This window comes from uncultured Azohydromonas sp., from assembly GCF_937926365.1.
Taxonomy (GTDB): Bacteria; Pseudomonadota; Gammaproteobacteria; order Burkholderiales; family Burkholderiaceae_C; genus Azohydromonas.
Genome location: NZ_CALAOH010000215.1, coordinates 1 through 16931, shown reverse-complemented (window position 1 = coordinate 16931; position 16931 = coordinate 1). Strand labels below are relative to the sequence as shown.

Genomic DNA, 16931 nt, shown 5'->3' with positions numbered 1-16931 from the left:
CGGACTTCCGAGCACAAGCCTTAGTTGCCCCCGTCCTGGCGGCATGGGTCACCACCGCTGTAGATGCGACAGCACCCAACTTCACATAATTTCCATTGGCACGACCTCGCCTGTAGGCGCCAATTAGTAATGTCGCATTCCAGCAAAGTAGACATGTCGCACAGTCCCCGCCCTTTGAGTCGGCGGGAACGAGGGCATGGCCAGGGATGGAGCGACGATCACGATGAGCATGAGAGAGGTGGACCGGCTCAAGACCATCCAGGCGGTGGTCGATGGCGGGCTGCGGGTGGGTCAGGCCGCGCAGCGGCTGGGGCTGAGCCGGCGCCAAGTTGAGCGGCTGCTGCTGCGCTACAGGGCGCAAGGCGCCACGGGGCTGCTCTCGCTCAAGCGCGGGCGGCCCAGCAACCACCAGTTGCCCGCCGGGCTGGCCGAGCGCGCCATCGGGCTGATCCGCAAGCACTACGCCGACTTCGGCCCGACGCTGGCGGCCGAGAAGCTGCAAGAGAGCCATGGCGTGCTGCTGAGCAAGGAGACGGTGCGCCAGCTCATGATCGCCGCGGGCCTGTGGGTGCCGCGCAAGCAGCGCCTGGGGCCGGTGCACCAGCCCCGCAGCCGCCGCGCGTGCCTGGGCGAGCTGGTGCAGATCGACGGCAGCGATCACGCCTGGTTCGAGGACCGGGCCGAGCCGTGCACGCTGCTGGTTTTCGTCGATGACGCAACCAGCCGGCTGATGCAGCTGCACTTCGTGCCCACCGAGTCGACGTTTGCCTACTTCGAGGCGCTGCACGGCTACCTGCGCCGCCACGGCAAGCCCGTGGCCTTCTACAGCGACAAGGCGGGCATCTTCCGCCCGACCAACGAATCGGCCCAATCGGGCCGTGGCGTCACGCAATTCGGCCGCGCGCTCTACGAGCTCAACATCGAGGGCTGGTGCGCCAACTCCAGCCAAGCCAAGGGCCGCGTCGAGCGCGCCCACCTCACGCTGCAGGACCGCCTGGTCAAGGAACTGCGCCTGCGCGGCATCTGCTCGCGCGAGGCGGCCAACGCGTTCGTGCCGCATTTCATGGCCGACTACAACGCGCGCTTTGCCAAGCCCCCTCGCAGCACCTTCGACGCGCACCGGCCGCTGCGCAGCGACGAGGACCTCGATGCCATTCTCACCTGGCGTGTGCAGCGCAAAGTCTCCCAGTCGCTCACGCTGCAGCACGACAGCGTCATCTACCTGCTGCCTGACACCCCGGACACCCGCTCGCTGGCCATGCGCTACATCGACGTCTGGGAGTACCCCGATGGCCGCATTGAGCTGCGTGCTCAGGGCCATGTGATCCCCTACGAGCGCTACGACCGGCTGCAAACCATCGACGCCGGCGCCGTCGTCGAGCACAAGCGCCTGAGCCACGCCCTGCAGGTGGCGCAGCTGCTGCAGGCCCAGCGCGACGACCGTCGTGCCGCCAGTACGCCTTCGCGTACCCACGCCGGCGCACCGGTGCGCCAGAGCAAGCCCGCTCCCGGCACCAAACGCTCCCAGCGCTTCACGGTGGACGACTTGCACTCCGCCATCGAGCAACTCAGCACGACCGCGGCTTGACCTGCCATTGCCGGCCATGCGACATCTGTACTTGGCCGGCAATGCGACATTTCAACTTTGCCTTGACATCGCCGCGCAAGCTCGAAGAACTCACGCGGTGTCAGTGACTCGGCGCGCGGCTTGACCATGTCGAGCCGGTACACCAGTCGCTCCTTCCGACGCAGTACCATGATTCCGTGTTCGTTCCGACTGGAGGACCATGGACCATTACCGCGACATCGACGCTGAGACGACGATATCCAACGACGGGTTGAGGTACACCGCCAAGATACCCGGTTCGGATTTCGGTCCAGTAATGCTGGGCGGCTGCTCGACCAGGATGTCGTGCTTCAGGTGCGGCTACCACAAGCGCACCGCAGAACTGGTCAGCAGGAAAATCTTGGGCCGCAACCAGAAGGTCTGCGCGGTGAACTGCCGCAAGAAGACCTGAGCACTATTATTGCAAGGCTACGCCCCGCTCGATCCGTCGTGTTCTCGGACGCATATGCCTCTTGCGTTGGCGTGGTGTCACGCCCCGGGCGCGCGACCAGTTTGGTGAGGACATTCAGTACAGGCCGCTGCCCAACGACGTCTTCGCCAACGTGCTGGAGCTGCCCACGCTGTGGGTGCCGCACTCGCACCCGGCCTGTGCGCAGCACGCATCCGACGAGCACCTGCTCGGCAGCGTCGCCCGCGAGGCGCTGCAGCTCATGGCGGGACTGTTCTGGGACCTGGGCGACGACGGCGCACGCATCGCAGCGCAGCGCAGCGGCGCGTGGCACGGTCATGAGATCCCACCATAGCGGCGGCCCTTCTCCGAGCCTGATGCCCGCAGATCGTCATGCCGCGGCCGTCGCATCCGACGCACCTTGACCATTCGCCTTGAGGCCGCAATCGTTGGATCAGCAACAGGGGTTCGTGCTCACCCGGCACTGGCGAGACACGCCGCAAGGCACGGAAGTGGAGTTCTGGTTGGCAACCGATGAAGGCCCTCGCTTGGTCCGGCTGCCCCACCAGACGTCCGTCGCGTTCTTTCCCGCCGACCGGCACGAGCAGGTTGCCTCGCTGTTGCGCAGCGAGCGCGACGTGGAGATGCGTGCGCTCGACCTGCAGGACTTTCAGCACCGCCCGGTGATGGGCCTGTACTGCTGGCAGCACCACCAGCTGCTGCGTGCCGAGAAGCTGCTCAAGCGCGCAGGCGTTCCGGTCTTCGAGGCCGACATCCGCCCTCCGGAGCGGTACATGATGGAGCGCTTCATCACGGCGCCGGTCCGGTTCTCTGGCACGCCGGACGACCGCGGCGTGGTGCGCCATGCGCGCATGAAGCCCGCGCCCGACTACCGCCCTCGCCTGCGGCTGGCATCACTCGATGTCGAGACAAGTCAGCACGGCGAGCTCTATTCCATCGCGATCGAGGGCTGCGGCCAGCGCCAGGTCTGGGTGCTGGGCCCGCTCAGCGGCGACCAGGAAGGGGTCGACTTCCGGCTCGACGTCGTCGAATCCCGGGCGCAGCTGCTGCAGGCGCTGGGCGACTGGCTCGCACGGCACGACCCGGACGCCATCATTGGCTGGAACCTGGTGCAGTTCGACCTGCGCATCCTGCACGAGCACTCGCAGCGCCTGCAGGTGCCCCTGCGGCTGGGCCGCGGCGGCGCATTGATGGAGTGGCGCGCGCACGGCTCGCAGACCGGCCACTTCTTCGCCGCCACCGCCGGGCGGCTGCTCATCGACGGCATCGAGGCGCTGCGCTCGGCCACCTGGAGCTTTGCCTCCTTCGCCCTGGAGAACGTCGCGCGCGAGTTGCTCGGCGAGGGCAAGGCCATCGACACGCCTCACGAGCGCATGGCCGAGATCGACCGCATGTTCGGCGAGGACAAGGTCGCGCTGGCGCGCTACAACCTCAAGGATTGCGAGCTGGTGAGCCGTATCTTTGCCAGGACGCAGGTGCTGGACTTCCTGCTGGAGCGCGCCACCGTCACGGGGCTGCCGGCCGACCGCAGCGGCGGCTCGGTGGCCGCCTTCTCGCACCTGTACCTGCCGCGCATGCACCGCCTGGGCTTCGTCGCGCCCAGCCTGGGCGAGGAGCGGCCGGGTGGCAGCCCCGGCGGCTTCGTCATGGACTCGCAGCCCGGGCTGTACGACTCGGTGCTGGTGCTGGACTACAAGTCGCTATACCCCGCCATCATCCGCACCTTCCTTATCGACCCGGTCGGGCTGATCGAAGGCCTGCACGGCGCTGACGAAGCCGAAACGGTGCCGGGGTTCGACGGGGCGCGCTTCTCGCGCACGCGCCACTGCCTGCCCGCCATGGTCGAACGGGTCTGGCAAGGCCGCGAGGCGGCCAAGCGCGAGGGCAACAAGCCGCTGGCCCAGGCGCTGAAGATCATCATGAACTCGTTCTACGGCGTGCTCGGGACCCGGGGCTGCCGTTTCGTCGATCCCCGCCTGACCTCGTCCATCACGCGGCGCGGCCACGAGATCATGCGCAGGACGCGCGAGCTCATCGAAGCCGAGGGCTGGCGCGTCATCTACGGCGACACCGACTCGACCTTCGTCTGGCTGGGGCACGAGCACACGCAGGCCGACGCGGCGCGCATCGGCCGCCACCTGGTGCAGCACGTTAACCAGTGGTGGCGCGACCACCTGCAGCGGGAGTTCGGCCTGCAAAGCGCGCTGGAGCTGCAGTTCGAGACGCACTACCGGCGCTTCCTGATGCCCACCATCCGCGGCTCCCAGGAAGGCAGCAAGAAGCGCTACGCCGGCCTGGTCAGGCACGACGACGGCAGCGAGCACCTGGTCTTCAAGGGACTGGAGACCGTCCGCTCCGACTGGACGCCCCTGGCCCAGCAGTTCCAGCAGCAGCTCTACCTGCGCGTGTTCCAGAAGCAGCCGTACCAGGACTACGTGCGCGACTTCGTGCGCCGCACCCTGGCCGGCGACATGGACGAGCTGCTGGTCTACCGCAAGCGGCTTCGCCGGGACCTGGAGGACTACCACCGCAACGTGCCGCCGCACGTGCGCGCGGCGCGCATGGCCGACGAGCACGACAAGCGGCTGGGGCGTGCGCTGCAGTACCAGGGCAGCAGCCGCACCCGGATCAGCTACGTGATGACGACTTCGGGCCCGCAGCCGCTGGAGATGCGCCGAGCGCCGATCGACTACCACCACTACATCGAGCGCCAGCTGCAGCCCGTGGCCGACGCCATCCTGCCGTTCGTGCAGGACGACTTCTCGAAGCTGATCGATCCGAACCCCAGCCTGTTCTGAGCCAGGCCCGCAGAGGGCCACCTTGGCCCTTGGCACGCAGCGCTGTTCAGCTGCCCTGCTTCATCACCCATTGCGCAACGGCTTCAGCCAACGCCCGCTCCTGCGCCGAAGCGTTGCAGCCAGCGGCCGGGTCGGCCAGGTGCTGCTCCAGCGACCAGCCCTCGGGCCGGCCGGTCTCCCACCACGCTTTCGCAGCGGCCGCCAGCGCCAGCATCTGCGGCGACGCCTCAAGGACGCTGTCATCGCCGGCATGGGCGGGCGGACCACTGGCCGGCCTGGCGCTCGGGGAATGCGGGCCGAACGCGAACTGCAGCATCATCCCACGGGGCTGGATCGGTTCATGGGCGCCCTCCTCTGAACAGGTTCGACGCGGCCAATGTACCGTGCGTGCCGTAAGGACTGGCGCCGCAGCTTCTGGAAGTTGAATGCGCGCTCGACGCTGCTGCTCAGTGATTCAGGCCATTTCCGTCCCGGCTCCCTGCCCGCTTGTTCACACAGGCAAGCCGCCAGCGGCACGCGCGACGCCAGGGCAATAATCCTCAACTGTCGCAACACCACCGCACCCGTTGAGGGAGCAACACGACCATGCCGACCAGGAAAACCGCCGCCACCAACAAGGCGCCTGCCAAGAAAGCCGCTGCGAAGAAGTCCGCTCCCGTTGCCAAGAAGGCGGCAGCGAAGAAGGTACCGCAGCCGGTGGCTGCAGCCACGTTCCGCACGAAGATCGACCTGGCCAACCTCGCAGTCGGCGCCAAGACGGTCAAGCAGCTCGCCCGCGCGGTGGCCAAGCTGGCGCAGACGCTCTCCAGGATGGACGAGGGCGGCGCCGTGCAGCTGGAGCAGCCCGTGACGGCCAGGGGCGCGCACCTGGCCACGACCGATGCCAAGGCCGCCAAGCGCTTCGGCATGGAAGAGGGTCGTGCCCCGCGCGGTGCCAAGACCGCCGCGCCGGCGGCCAGGAAGACCGCTGGCGCGTCGCAGGCGTCCGCAGCACCTGCGCCCACGAAGAAGGCGGCTGCCAAGAAGGCTGCTGCGAAGAAGACACGCGCCCAGGCCACGCCGGCGGACGAGGCCCCCGCAGCTGACGCTGTCGACGTCACCGTGACGGCCAAGCGTGCAGCCCAGAAGGCCGCAGCCAGGAAAGCGCCCGCCAAGAAAGCTGCGGGCAAGAAGGTGTCGCGCAGGACGAGGGCTGCCAACGGCTCGAACGAGCCCGCACGCGCTGCGGACGGGGCATCCGCCTCAGCTCCCGAGGCGCCGCCGGCCACCGACACCCCGGGCGCCGAGGCCGCCGCGTCCTGACATTGCAACGGCGAAGGAAGCGCCCTGCCTCGGCCCTTGCCGACCTTGCGGTATCCGGCGCAGGGGCTTCCATGCACTGGCCGTTCAAGCCGGCAACGAAGGAGGAACATTTCGGCATGGCCATGGAGGAAGGCAGCATGAGACAGCTGCGCGTGACCATTCCAGACGGCATCGAGTTCGCGGACCTGTGCCTGTCGCGAGACGTGGGCGAGGGACAGGTCCGGTTCAAGATCGCGCCCATCGAGGCGATCTGCGAAGCCAGCGCGTTGGATCTTGATCAGTTCCTGGAAGGCCCGGAGCCACTCGTGGGACTGCTGATCGCGGCGTGGTACGCGGCACACATCCGCCGCGGCGGCCCACCGGACCCGGTGCAGGAAGACATCATGGAAGAAGCTCGGCTCGAGGAGGAGCATGGCGGCGGCTTCTCGTACCCGCCGGGACATGCCTGAGCCCGACTCGCTGTCGAGAAGCGGCGCTTGTGGACCATCACGCCATGGCCGGAAATCGGAACTTGTCCCATGAGCCTGCAGGTGCGGTGTGACAGCACTGCAACAACGGCGCAGGCCTGCGCCAACCACGCGGCAAAGTTCCGGGCCATGTCATCGATGCCCGACCAGCAACCGTCACCGCTGCTCCAGACTTTCTACGGTCGACTGTCCCGCCGCTATGGTGCGCCGGGCGTGTGCCTGCGCGACTTTCCCGGCCGCTGGCTGGTGTTCCGCACCGCGGACCTGGCAGCCGGCCTGGAGCGCGCTGTCGTCGATGTCGAGCTGCCAGAGCACGACATGGCCAAGGAGCTCGTGGAGATGGAGTCCAGGGCGCAAAGCGCCGTTGGTGAAGATCACGATGCGACCCTGGTGCTGATGTACCTGGCCAGACGGCTGCGGCCGGGTCACGACCCGCATGCCGCACCAGCAACGACCGTCCTTTCCATCACGGTGTGGAGTCTGGCGCACTCCACGGCGTTGACAGGCCGCATCGAGCTCGACGAAGCGGGCACGCCGCGCTGGATTGGCATGCCCGACGCCCTGCCCCGCGCTGGGAACCGGCGTACCTGCTGACATGCCCGGCTTCAACAGCTGCACAGGCTCGGACGCCGCCAGGGACTGCCTTGCCTGCGCTGGGCCGCCAAGCGGCGGTGCCGGGTACTCCAACGGCGCGGAAGATGGCTTCGGGCACGGGCATGCTGCACCACTCAGCAGCCATGCGGCACTGCCACCGCAGTGCGGCAGGGGGCTCCAGGCGGACCGACTTCGCAGCCGTGTGCCTCGGTAGACGTCGTTGGCGCCGAACTGGCCGCAGACCAGACACCCTGCCCTGGCACGGCCCAACGGTCGGTCCATCGGGCGGTCAAATGGCTGACGGGTCCATAAAATCGGCCGCGTGAGACACAGCGGCTGCTGTACTTGAACCACTCCTGTTGGCCTGATCCCCTGATCGCGCTATGCCTCACACCCCATCAAGGTCCGCTGAAGTGCAAACGGTTGAGCGATCAATGAAGATCAGCCGCTTGCGACCGGGAGGGGCTGAGCAGCGCCCGGCGTGGAAAACCCAGGAAAAGGCACTCAACCTAAATCCGGCGGTTGCCGCCGTGTGAATCAGCCAGCGGGCCAATGCTGACAAGCACTTGGCTCGGTCAGGCAGACTCACCCGATGGGTGAAGCAAGACGCAAGCGGGCCTTGGCCCTGAGAGACGGCGGCGGCGGTGCCTAGGACCCGGTGGTGGTGGACACGCTGGGCGGGCGCATGCATGTGCGCTGGGACGAGGCGGCGCCGGCCACGCCCAATGGGCAGTTGGTGTTCTTTGCCGAGTTTCTGGCGGCCACGGGTGTGTTCGAGCGCTGGGTGCAGGAGTGCCCGCTGGAGTACCGCAGCGGTAACGCGCCCAACAAGCGCGACGTGCTGGGCACGCTGCTGCTGGGAGTGCTGGCCGGACATCGGCGCTATGCGCACATCACGGCGCTGCGTGGCGACGCGGTGGCCGCGCAGGCGCTGGGCATGAGCAAGGTGGTCAGCTGCGGATTTCAGCGATCGTGGACGCCCATTTCAGGCTGATCGTGGACGGCAAATCAGGCGCCGTTCGCGGCGCGCTGGGGGAGCGCGCAAGGTCTAGGTCGAATGGTACTCAATCGTCCACGATCAGGCTGAAATGCCCGGTCGCGGCGCTGCTGTCGAAGCGGCTGGCCGCTCTCACGCCTTGGGCTCGGCGCCGGTGTCGCGCATGGAGCGGCTGACCTTGAGTTCGATCTTGTGGCTGGAGTGCGCCACGCGATCCAGGATGGCGTCGGCCAAGGTTGGGTCGTTCAGATACGAATGCCAGGTGCGCAGGGGAAGCTGGCTGGTGATGATGGTCGAGCGCGTGCCGACGCGGTCGTCGAGCAACTCCAGCAAGTCGTTGCGCTCGGCGGCGCCGATGGGGGAAAGCGCAAAGTCGTCCAGTACCAAGACGTCAACCTTGGCCAACTGGGTCAGCCGCCGTGAGAAGCTGCCGTCGCCGTGCGCGACCTGCAGCTCGTCGAACAGCCGTGCGGCGCGCACGTACAGCGCCGAGAAGCCGCTGCGCACGGCCTGGTGCGCCAGGGCGCACGCCAGCCAAGTCTTCCCGCAACCCGTGGCACCTGTGATCAGCAGATTGCGTCCGTGGCGGATCCAGTCGCCGCTGGCCAGCGAGGTGATGAGCGCGCGGTCCAGGCCGCGGCTGGTGCGCCAGTCGATGTCCTCAATGCACGCGGCGCTGACCTTGAGCTTGGCGGCCTTGAGCAGCCGCGCCACGCGGCGGTTGTCGCGCCAGGCGATATGGCGCGACGATCAGGATGAGAGACGCGCGACAATCAAGATGAGAAAAACTGTCGCGGCGCGGTGATGATGCGCGAGTTGATTGACGCGGGCAAGAGCTATTCGGCCGCTGGTTTGTCGCGCCGCGTCCGGCTGACATTCCTCGGTGTCGCGAAGCTGGCTGGACGTCCCGGGCCTTCCTGCTTGCGCTGCAGTGCGGTACGCCGCCGGTAGCTCTCGACGTTGAGCTCGAAGATGGTTGAGTGGTGGACCAAACGGTCAACCGCTGCGAGCGTCATGGCGGGATCGGGGAAGACCTTCCCCCACTCGCCAAATGGCTGGTTGGCCGTGATCAGCAGCGAGCGGCGCTCGTAGCGGGCGCTGATGAGCTCGAACAGTACCGACGTCTCGGCCTGGTCCTTCGTGACGTACGCAAAGTCGTCCAAAATGACCAAATCGAAGCGGTCGAGCCGGCTGATTGCCGCTTCCAGGGCCAGCTCGCGACGCGCGACCTGCAGCCGCTGGACCAGGTCCGAGGTGCGGGCGAACAGCACCCGCCATCCCTTCTCCAGCAGCCCCAGGCCAATGGCCGACGACAAGTGCGACTTGCCGCCGCCAGGCGGTCCCATGAGGATCAAATTGGCACCGTGGCGCAGCCAGCCATCGCCGGCGCACAGCGCCGCGACCTGCGCCTTGGAGACCATCGGCACGGCATCGAAGTCGAAGTTCTCCAGCGTCTTGCCCGGCAGCAGCCGGGCCTTGCCCAGATGACGCTCGATGCGGCGCCTGTCGCGCTCGGCGAGCTCGTGCTCGGCCAGCGCCATGATCAGCCGCGCCGCGGGCCAGCCTTCCTTGTCGGAGCGCTCGGCGAAGGACGACCAGATCTGCTTGAGCGCAGGCAGCCGCAACTCGTTGAGCAGCAGCGTCAGCCGCGTGGAATCGATGGCGTCACTCATGCTTGCACCTCGGTGTGGCTGTGGAGAAGGGCCTCGTAGTCGCTCAGCGAGGTCAGCTGCACGCAGACCTCGGGCAACTGTGCCGGGTCGGGTGCGAAGTGCGCCCGCAGCTCGTTGAGGTCGGGCAGCCGGCGCTCGGCCAGGTATTGCTGCAGCAGCTGGCCCAGCTGCGCCTCGCAGGTGCGCTCGTGCGCCATGCTCAGCAGCTCAACCATGGTCTTGCAGGCCGCGCGCGGCGGCAGCTGCTCGCACAGCCGCTCGAACGTCAGCCGGTAGGCCTCGCGCGGGAAGAGCTGCTCGCGGTAGACCAAATTGAGCAGCGCCATGGGCTTGCGCCGTAGAGCGTGGATGACGTGGCGGTAGTCCACGACATGGCCGTGGCGGCCGTTGCCGCCGGTGCGGCCACGGGCCAGCGTCATCAGCGCCGTGCCGCCGAGGAACACCTCCAGCCTGTCGTCGTACAGCCGTACGCGCAGCCGGTGGCCGATGAGCCGCGACGGCACCGTGTAGAAGACCTTGCGCAGCGTGAAGCCGCACGCCGAGGTCACGTACACCAGCGTCTCCTCGTAGTCGCAGGTGCGCGTGGCCGGCAGAGGCTGCAACACGGCTCGCTCGGCCTCGATACGCTTGCCGTTGCGCGCGTTGTGGCGGCTGACGATCTCGTCGATGAAGCGCCGGTAGGCCACCAGGTCGGCGAAGTCGGCGCTGCCGCGCAGCAGCAGCGCGTCACGGATGGCGCTCTTGAGGTGGCCGTGCGAGCTCTCGATGGCGCCGTTCTCGTGCGCGACGCCGCGGTTGTTGCGGCTGGGCTGCATGCCGTAATGGGCACACAGCGCGTCGTAGCGCGAGGTCAGGTCCTCGCGTGCCTGGGAGTCCAGGTTGCGGAATGCCGCCGAGAGGCTGTCGCTGCGGTGCTCCCGTGGCACGCCGCCCAGGGCCCACAGCGCGTTCTGGAGCCCTTCGGCCAGCGCGACGTAGCTCTCGCCGCCAAGGATGACGTGCGCGTGCTCGAAGCCCGAGCAGGCCAGCCGGAAGTGGTAGAGCCGGTGGTCCAGCAGCACGCCGCCGACCGTCACGCCCAGGCTGTGCATCTCGGTGAAGTCGGACAGCCCCATGCGCCCGGGTTCGTGCACCTGGCGGAAGACGACGTCGTGCTCCTGGCCATGCTGGGCGCGCCAGGTACGGATGCGCCGCTCCAGGGTACGGCGCACGCTGCGGGTGAGTTCCGGGTGGCGGCGCATCATCTCTTCGAGCACCGCGATCGGCCGCACGCCGGGCGCGGCCTTGAGCAGCGGCACCACCTCGCTGTCGAAGATCTCGGCCAGCGGATCTGGCCGGCGCCTCTGCCGAGGTGCCTGCTTCTGGGACGGTAGCCGCGGATCCTGCTCGATGCGGTAGGCCGTGGCCACGCTGATGCCAGCGCGCGCGGCTGCCGTGGGCAGCCCTTCGGTCAGTCTGAGCTTCATGTAAAGCCTCATCTGGTGGTCGTGGATGTGTCGTCCGGTCAAGGTCAGGCTCTCGGGAATCGAGATTCCTGCCTCATACCGGACCCCACCGCGACCACCGACAAGGCCTACGGGAGGCCAACACCGGCGCGCGCGGGGCCTGGCGGGTTCCGGGCTCGCCCTTCACCCGCCAGGCCCCGCGACTCTTCTCATCCAGATTGACGCGCTGCTCTCATCCAGATTGACGCGCGGCAAGGCGATCTCACGCTGCACGAGCAGCGTGAACCGGTCCTCGAACGAGAGCTCGGCGGCGGCCGTGCTGGTGGACTGCTCCTCGATGGCGCGCAGCATGCCGTCCAGGCGCAGGGTGCGCAGTTGATCCAGGGTGTGTTCGGCGAGCATGGGCAGGGTTCTCCTTCGTTGGGTCAGTGGTAGTAGTCGGGGCCGCGCACGTTCTCGTGCTCGATGACGGGGTGGTCGGTAGCTGTGGCGGTGAGCAATGCGCCCTGGCGGTCCAGGCCGCTCTTGAGGATGTTGGTGACGCTGCGCAGCGTCGGGGCGCGGATGGCCATGGCGCGCTCGCAGGCCGCCTCCAGCCGCTCGTCCGTGTAGCGGCGCGCCAGGGCCAGCAACCCCAGGCAGGCGCGGTAGCCCTGCTCGGGGTGCGGGCGGTGCTTGAGCTGCCAGGACACCACCGCGGCGGTGCTCACGCCGATGCGCCGGCCCCAGGCGACGAGCTTGGCCGGCGTCCACTCGCGGTGTGCCCGGTGCGACGCGGGCATGTGCTCGGCCACCGTCGTGAAGCCGCCGCGCACCGAGGTGACGGTGTGGCAGGCCACGCGCTGGTTGGCGGCGAAGCACTCCAGCAGCGCGTCGGTGGCGCGCAGCTCCAGCCGCTGGCCGACAAAGCGGTGGGGGACGCTGTAGTAGTGGCCCTCGAACTCGACGTGGTAGTCGATGTTGACCTTGACCTGCTTCCAGCGGCTGATGACGAAGCGCCGCGGCGGCAGCGGCTGCAGCAACGGGGCGTCGAGCTGCTCGAAGGCACTGCGGCGGCAGCCCGGCAGCTTCTTGAACGGGCGCCGGTTCAGCTCCTCCAGCAGCACGGCAATGGCCTGGTTGAGCTCGCCCATACTGAAGAAACGCCGGTTGCGCAGCCGCGCCAAGATCCAGCGCTGGACCAGGAGCACCGCGGCCTCGACCTTCGGCTTGTCCTTCGGGTGAGCTGGGCGGGCAGCCAAAATTGCCGTGCTGTAGTGCTGGGCGAACTCCTCGTAGAGCCGGTTGGGCACCGGGTCGTAGCGGTCGGGATGCTTGATCAACGACCGGGTCTGGTCCGGCACGATCAGCTTGGGCACGCCGCCGAAATACTCCAGCGCGCGTACCTGCGCGCCGATCCAGTCGGCCGTGGTCTGCCGCGGCGTCGCGCAGGCGAAGGTGTAGCTCGACGCGCCCAGCGTGGCCACGAAGATCTGCGCGGCGCTGATCTCGCCGGTGAGCGGATCCACGATCGGGACGGTCGAGCCGGCGTAGTCCACGAACAGCTTCTCGCCGCCGAGGTGCACCTGGCGCATCGAGCGCTTCTGCCTCTGGGCGAAGGCCCGGTACTTGACACAGAAGCTCGTGTACTTGTACGCCGGCTGCCCGGCATCGGCCATGGTCCGGGTGTACTCCTCCCACAGTAGCTGCAGCGTCACGCCCGGGCGCTTGAGCGTAAGCGGTCTTTCCTACCCGTCCTGGCGGACGGCGGCAGGATGTGCTCACTGCCTGACGGCAGTGGCGGTCAGCTCGCCGCCGGTCCGAGGTTCCAGGGCAGCAGCGCCTCGTAGTCGTCCACGGTCTTGGCCTTGGGCAACTCGGTCAGCAGCCGGCGCAGGTACCAGTAGCCGTCGATGCCGTTGGCGATGCAGGTCTGCAGCAGCGAGTACAGGTTCGCGCTGGCATTGGCGCCGGCCACTGTGTCGTTGAAGAGCCATGCTTTTCTTCCGACCACGAACGGACGGATGGCGTTCTCACACACGTTGTTGTCTATGGGGTAGTTGCCATCGTCAACGTAGCGCCTGAGCTTGGACCACTGCCCATGGGCATAGTGCAGCGCCTTGCCCAGCAGCGACTTGGGCATCACTGTGTGGAGCTTGACCAGCAGCAGCCGCTCGATCTCGTCGAGGATCGGAACGCTCTGCTGCTGACGCCGCTCCTTCAGTGCGCTGGCACTGAGCTTTTCCTTCCTGGCCACCGACTCGACGTGGTACAGCCGACCGATGAGGTCCATGAACTGCACGGCCACCTGGTCGGGGCCGCGCTTGTCCTTGGCCAGCGCCTGCACTGCCTCATGGAACCGTCGTCGGCAGTGCGCCCAGCATGCCAAGTGCACGAGCTTGTTGCCCACGGCGACGTTGTCGTATGGGTCATACCCGTCGCTCATCAGCACGCTGCCCGCCTGCACGCCGGCGTACAGGTCCAGCGCCGTCTGCGCGCTGCGTGACGGCGAGTAGGCGAAGAGCCGGATCGGCGGCCCGGTGCCGTCGGCTCCCGAGCCCTCGGTCATCTGCACCCACATGTAGCTCTTGGTCTGTGCCTTGCGTCCGGGCTCCTTGAGCACCTGGACCACGGTCTCGTCGCCGTAGATCAGCGGCGCCTCCAGCAGCCGGTCGCGCATGAGGTTGATGACAGGCTGCACCTCCCGGCCGACACGCACGACGCCGGCGGCCATCGTGTTGCGCGACAGGTCGCTGCCGCCGAAGCGCCCCAGCAGCGCCGCCTGGCGGTACAGCGGCAGCCCGTCGAGGTACTTGGAGGTGATGACCCAGGACAGCAGCCCGTCGGTGAACAGCCCCTTGGGGATGACCTGCGCGGGCTTGGGCGCCAAGCGCAGTCCGCCGTCGCAGCACGGGCAGGCGTACTTCACCCGCTCGTGGCGGATGACGCGCACCTGCTGCGGGATGATGTCGAGCTGCTCGCTGGCCTCCACGCCGATCTCCTGCAGCGCGGCGCCGTCATGCGGGCACACGCGTTCGGACTCGGGCAGCTCGTGGCGCACGACCTCGCGCGGCAGTGCGGGGTCCAGCGGCTTGCGACCGCGCTTGGCGCGCTTGTGCGCCGGCACGTCGACGCTGTCGCCGTCTTCGGCCGTAGCCTCTTCAGCGGCCGGGGCGGCGCCGGCGCCGAGCTCCTCGGCCTCGTTGAAGAACAGGTCCTTCTGCTCGGTGCCTCGGACCTCGCTCTTGGCAGCGAAGAGCTGCCGCTTGAACCGGTTGAGCTGCTCCTGCAGCAGGTCACGCTCGGTGCGCACGACACGCAGCTCGCCCGCCAGCGCCTCGTTGCGGCGCGCAGCCTCGGCCAGCGCCTGCTGCAGGGCTTGGAACTCTTCGGCGCTGGGCATCTGCTGCATCGGCGGCGTTGTTCTCTTGGCGTTGGGCTGTGCCGGTGGGACGCCCTATTGTGCGAGAACATCGCCGTGGCCGGTGACGCTTCAGCGCCACGGCCGTGTTGCTTGCCGTGCGTCAGCCGACGTGCTCGTACAACCGCTGCGGATGCCGCCTCACGGCGGCCACGTTGATGCCTTCCAGCAGCCAGTGCAGTTGCTCCAGCGTCAGCGTCGGCACCGCCGCCTCGTCGGGCCAGATGAACTTGTCGGCCTCAAGCCGCTTGAGAAGGAGCCAGAACCCGTTGCGGTCCCAACCCAAGATTTTTACCCGGGTGCGCCGCTGGTTGCGGAACACGTACACGCATTCGGCGAACGGGTTGAGCCCCAGCGACTGTTCCACCAGCAGCGCCAGGCCGTTGATGCCCATGCGGAAGTCGACCGCCGGGCGGTGCAGGTAGACCTTCAGCCCTTCGTTGAAGCGGAACACCGCACCCTCCCCAAGGCCTCGATCACGCTGCACGCCTGGCCCAGGTCGCAGCCGCGCAGGTCCAGCACGACGCCGTTGGGCAGCCGCGCCTGCAGGTTCACCACGGGCTCGGCCGCGGCCGGTTCAGCGGGCTCGATGCGTACTGGCACAAAGTCCGATGCCTGGGCAGCTTCCACGATCTCGCCGCCGGGCGAGGTGCTCTGTGCCACTGAGCGTTCGTGCTGCCGTACCCAGCTGGCGAGTTGGTTGGCATTGACGCTGCATGCGCGGGCGATCTTGGCCAGCGACGCGCCCGGCTCAAGGCACGCCATGACCAGCTCGTGCTTGGCACCCTCGTCGTAGATGCTGCGCCCGTCACGCTTGTGGCCGATCACCAGCCGCTGCGCCAACTCGGAAAGATGACTGTCTGACATTACGTGCCCATCTGCCTACGTGGGCACGTACCTTCTCAACAGCCGCTGCCGATTTCAAGGGCGTCGTTGATTGATCGCATACGCTTGAGCTCCTGGTGCACCAGGCCGAAGTCGGGTTCGAGCTGGTGGCTGCTGCGCGGTAGCGGCGGGCGGTACAGCCGCGCCTCCAACTCCTCGTCGGTGAGCGCCTGCACGGCCTCCCAGTCCAGGCCAGCCACGCGGGCCAGCGACACGAACTTGCCAACCCCGCTCTTGGAGATCTGCAGCGCTCGGGCGACCTCGGTGTAACTCAGCTTGGCCTGCAGGTGCAGGCGTAGCGCTTCTCTTATTCGTCGCATCGGGACTCTCTTGGTGGGCATCAGCTCGGACCGCAAAAGGCGGCGAGCATGACGCCGGTCAGAAGGTCACCCGCGCGTCCCCATCGTCCACGATGACGCTGAAACAGCGTTCACGATCAACTTGAAACGCCGTCCACGATCACGCTGAAATCCCGTCCACCATCAGCCTGAAACGCCGTCCACGATGCTCTGAAATACGCAGTCAGCGAAGACGCACTGCGCCGCGGGCTGCAGCGCATCAACGAGGACGCCGGCGCGGCGTGGATGCGCAGCGCACTGCTGCACTCGGTGCAGGAGGCATTGGACAAGCCCTGGGTGCTGGACATCGACGCCAGCATCAAACCGCTGTACGGGCGCCAGGAAGGAGCCGAGTTGGGCTACAACCCGCACAAGCCCGCGCGCCCGAGCCACGTGCTGCACACGTACTGGGTGGGCAACCTGCGCTTGGTGCTGGACGTGCTGGTGACCTCGGGCAAGCAGCACACCAGCGTGCACGCCAAGGGCCGGCTGGGTTGCCTGCTCGACGAGTTGGGGCAGCGGCGTCCGGTGCTCGTGAGAGGCGATTGCGGCTACGGCAACGAGGGCATCCTCACCGAGCTGGAAAGCCGAAACCAGCCCTATTTGCTGCGCTTGCGCCAGACCAAGAACGTGCAGCGCCTGGTGGCGCGGCAGTTCGCACGCGGCGACTGGAGCCGTGCGGACAGCCAGGGCTGCCAGATGGTGGAGGACGAGTTGCAACTGGTGGGCTGGAGCCGCAAGCGCCGCGTGGTCATCGTGCGCCAGCTCATCCGCCAAGGGCTGGTGCGCGAGCGCGTCAACGATCGCGGCCAACTGCGCCTGGCGTTCGCCGACGCGGCCGTGCTGGGGCCCGACAAGCTCTGGGAGTACACGGTGCTGGTTACGGACGTGGAGTACCCCCTGGAGTCCATCGCGGCCCTGTACCGGGACAGGGCGGACTGCGATATCTGCCAGTCATACAACCTCTGTAAGAGTCAATGCCGCCAGGTTCGTGGG

15 protein-coding genes and 4 pseudogenes are annotated in these 16931 nt (G+C 67.7%); 9 read left to right on the top strand and 10 right to left on the bottom strand.

Annotation, left to right across the window (positions count from 1 at the left end; all coding sequences use genetic code 11):
• Positions 1-223 precede the first annotated feature (223 nt).
• The 4 genes and pseudogenes from Q0741_RS23595 to Q0741_RS23580 all read left to right on the top strand — a co-directional run bounded on the left by Q0741_RS23595 (position 224) and on the right by Q0741_RS23580 (position 4834).
• The gene (locus Q0741_RS23595) at positions 224-1588 is read left to right on the top strand and encodes an ISNCY family transposase (RefSeq protein WP_298235635.1); all 1365 of its coding nucleotides are present in this window, start codon (positions 224-226) and stop codon (positions 1586-1588) included.
• A gap of 199 nt (positions 1589-1787) precedes the next feature.
• Positions 1788-2018, top strand: a complete 231-nt coding sequence (locus Q0741_RS23590; RefSeq protein ID WP_298235634.1) for a hypothetical protein — start codon at positions 1788-1790, stop codon at positions 2016-2018.
• Between the two features lie 127 nt (positions 2019-2145).
• Positions 2146-2370 (top strand): annotated as a pseudogene (locus tag Q0741_RS23585) (M20 peptidase family dipeptidase); the annotation flags it as partial.
• A gap of 94 nt (positions 2371-2464) precedes the next feature.
• On the top strand, positions 2465-4834 hold the full coding sequence (locus Q0741_RS23580) for a DNA polymerase II (protein WP_298235633.1): 2370 nt from the start codon (positions 2465-2467) through the stop codon (positions 4832-4834).
• A 46-nt stretch (positions 4835-4880) separates the two neighbouring features.
• Here Q0741_RS23580 and Q0741_RS23575 read toward each other — a convergent pair whose 3' ends face one another.
• A complete protein-coding gene (locus tag Q0741_RS23575) occupies positions 4881-5153 on the bottom strand; it encodes a hypothetical protein (protein WP_298235632.1) in 273 nt (90 codons plus the stop codon).
• Between the two features lie 266 nt (positions 5154-5419).
• On the opposite strand from Q0741_RS23575, the gene Q0741_RS23570 reads away from it, so the two are divergent.
• The 4 genes from Q0741_RS23570 (at position 5420) to Q0741_RS23555 (ending at position 8191) form a co-directional block, all read left to right on the top strand.
• Entirely contained in the window at positions 5420-6136 is a 717-nt protein-coding gene (locus Q0741_RS23570; protein WP_298235631.1) for a hypothetical protein, read from the top strand.
• Positions 6137-6207: 71 nt separating this feature from the next.
• The gene (locus Q0741_RS23565; RefSeq protein WP_298235630.1) at positions 6208-6585 is read left to right on the top strand and encodes a hypothetical protein; all 378 of its coding nucleotides are present in this window, start codon (positions 6208-6210) and stop codon (positions 6583-6585) included.
• Positions 6586-6654: 69 nt separating this feature from the next.
• Positions 6655-7197, top strand: coding sequence for a hypothetical protein (locus Q0741_RS23560; protein WP_298235629.1), 543 nt, complete (start codon positions 6655-6657; stop codon positions 7195-7197).
• 661 nt (positions 7198-7858) lie between these two features.
• A complete protein-coding gene (locus Q0741_RS23555; protein WP_298235628.1) occupies positions 7859-8191 on the top strand; it encodes a hypothetical protein in 333 nt (110 codons plus the stop codon).
• A gap of 135 nt (positions 8192-8326) precedes the next feature.
• On the opposite strand, the pseudogene istB (Q0741_RS23550) reads toward Q0741_RS23555, so the two are convergent.
• The 9 genes and pseudogenes from istB (Q0741_RS23550) to Q0741_RS23510 form a co-directional block, all read right to left on the bottom strand.
• Positions 8327-8932 (bottom strand): annotated as a pseudogene (gene istB / locus Q0741_RS23550) (IS21-like element helper ATPase IstB); the annotation flags it as partial.
• A gap of 98 nt (positions 8933-9030) precedes the next feature.
• Positions 9031-9867 (bottom strand): IS21-like element helper ATPase IstB, encoded by an 837-nt coding sequence (istB, locus tag Q0741_RS23545; protein ID WP_298235627.1) that lies wholly within the window; start codon positions 9865-9867, stop codon positions 9031-9033.
• Positions 9864-11345 carry an IS21 family transposase gene (gene istA, locus Q0741_RS23540; protein WP_298235667.1) on the bottom strand — a complete coding sequence of 494 codons (1482 nt, stop codon included), beginning with the start codon at positions 11343-11345 and terminating at the stop codon, positions 9864-9866. Before istA (Q0741_RS23540) ends, istB (Q0741_RS23545) begins: the two co-directional genes overlap by 4 nt.
• Before the next feature lie 222 nt (positions 11346-11567).
• Positions 11568-11714: pseudogene (locus Q0741_RS23535) on the bottom strand (ATP-binding protein); the annotation flags it as partial.
• A 23-nt stretch (positions 11715-11737) separates the two neighbouring features.
• A pseudogene (gene istA, locus Q0741_RS23530) lies at positions 11738-13024 on the bottom strand (IS21 family transposase); the annotation flags it as partial.
• Between the two features lie 71 nt (positions 13025-13095).
• Positions 13096-14703, bottom strand: a complete 1608-nt coding sequence (locus Q0741_RS23525) for an IS66 family transposase (RefSeq protein ID WP_298235626.1) — start codon at positions 14701-14703, stop codon at positions 13096-13098.
• 112 nt (positions 14704-14815) lie between these two features.
• Complete coding sequence (gene tnpB, locus Q0741_RS23520; RefSeq protein ID WP_298235625.1) at positions 14816-15166, bottom strand: IS66 family insertion sequence element accessory protein TnpB; 351 nt, start codon at positions 15164-15166, stop codon at positions 14816-14818.
• Positions 15142-15579 carry a transposase gene (locus Q0741_RS23515; protein ID WP_298235624.1) on the bottom strand — a complete coding sequence of 146 codons (438 nt, stop codon included), beginning with the start codon at positions 15577-15579 and terminating at the stop codon, positions 15142-15144. The genes tnpB and Q0741_RS23515 overlap by 25 nt, the downstream gene beginning before the upstream one ends.
• Before the next feature lie 35 nt (positions 15580-15614).
• Positions 15615-15917: a hypothetical protein gene (locus tag Q0741_RS23510; RefSeq protein WP_298235623.1), complete on the bottom strand. Its 303-nt coding sequence runs from the start codon at positions 15915-15917 to the stop codon at positions 15615-15617.
• Between the two features lie 189 nt (positions 15918-16106).
• Here Q0741_RS23510 and Q0741_RS23505 point away from each other — a divergent pair.
• Positions 16107-16931, top strand: an 825-nt coding sequence (locus Q0741_RS23505; protein ID WP_367184169.1) for a transposase, incomplete at its 3' end; no start/stop codon positions are given.

Coding starts and splice junctions, on each gene's coding strand:
- Q0741_RS23595 (WP_298235635.1), top strand. CDS start 224: ATGAGCATGAGAGAGGTGGACCGGCTCAAGACCATCCAGGCGGTGGTC.
- Q0741_RS23590 (WP_298235634.1), top strand. CDS start 1,788: ATGGACCATTACCGCGACATCGACGCTGAGACGACGATATCCAACGAC.
- Q0741_RS23575 (WP_298235632.1), bottom strand. CDS start 5,153: ATGATGCTGCAGTTCGCGTTCGGCCCGCATTCCCCGAGCGCCAGGCCG.
- Q0741_RS23570 (WP_298235631.1), top strand. CDS start 5,420: ATGCCGACCAGGAAAACCGCCGCCACCAACAAGGCGCCTGCCAAGAAA.
- Q0741_RS23565 (WP_298235630.1), top strand. CDS start 6,208: ATGCACTGGCCGTTCAAGCCGGCAACGAAGGAGGAACATTTCGGCATG.
- Q0741_RS23560 (WP_298235629.1), top strand. CDS start 6,655: ATGAGCCTGCAGGTGCGGTGTGACAGCACTGCAACAACGGCGCAGGCC.
- istB (WP_298235627.1), bottom strand. CDS start 9,867: ATGAGTGACGCCATCGATTCCACGCGGCTGACGCTGCTGCTCAACGAG.
- istA (WP_298235667.1), bottom strand. CDS start 11,345: ATGAGGCTTTACATGAAGCTCAGACTGACCGAAGGGCTGCCCACGGCA.
- Q0741_RS23525 (WP_298235626.1), bottom strand. CDS start 14,703: ATGCAGCAGATGCCCAGCGCCGAAGAGTTCCAAGCCCTGCAGCAGGCG.
- Q0741_RS23515 (WP_298235624.1), bottom strand. CDS start 15,579: ATGTCAGACAGTCATCTTTCCGAGTTGGCGCAGCGGCTGGTGATCGGC.
- Q0741_RS23510 (WP_298235623.1), bottom strand. CDS start 15,917: ATGCGACGAATAAGAGAAGCGCTACGCCTGCACCTGCAGGCCAAGCTG.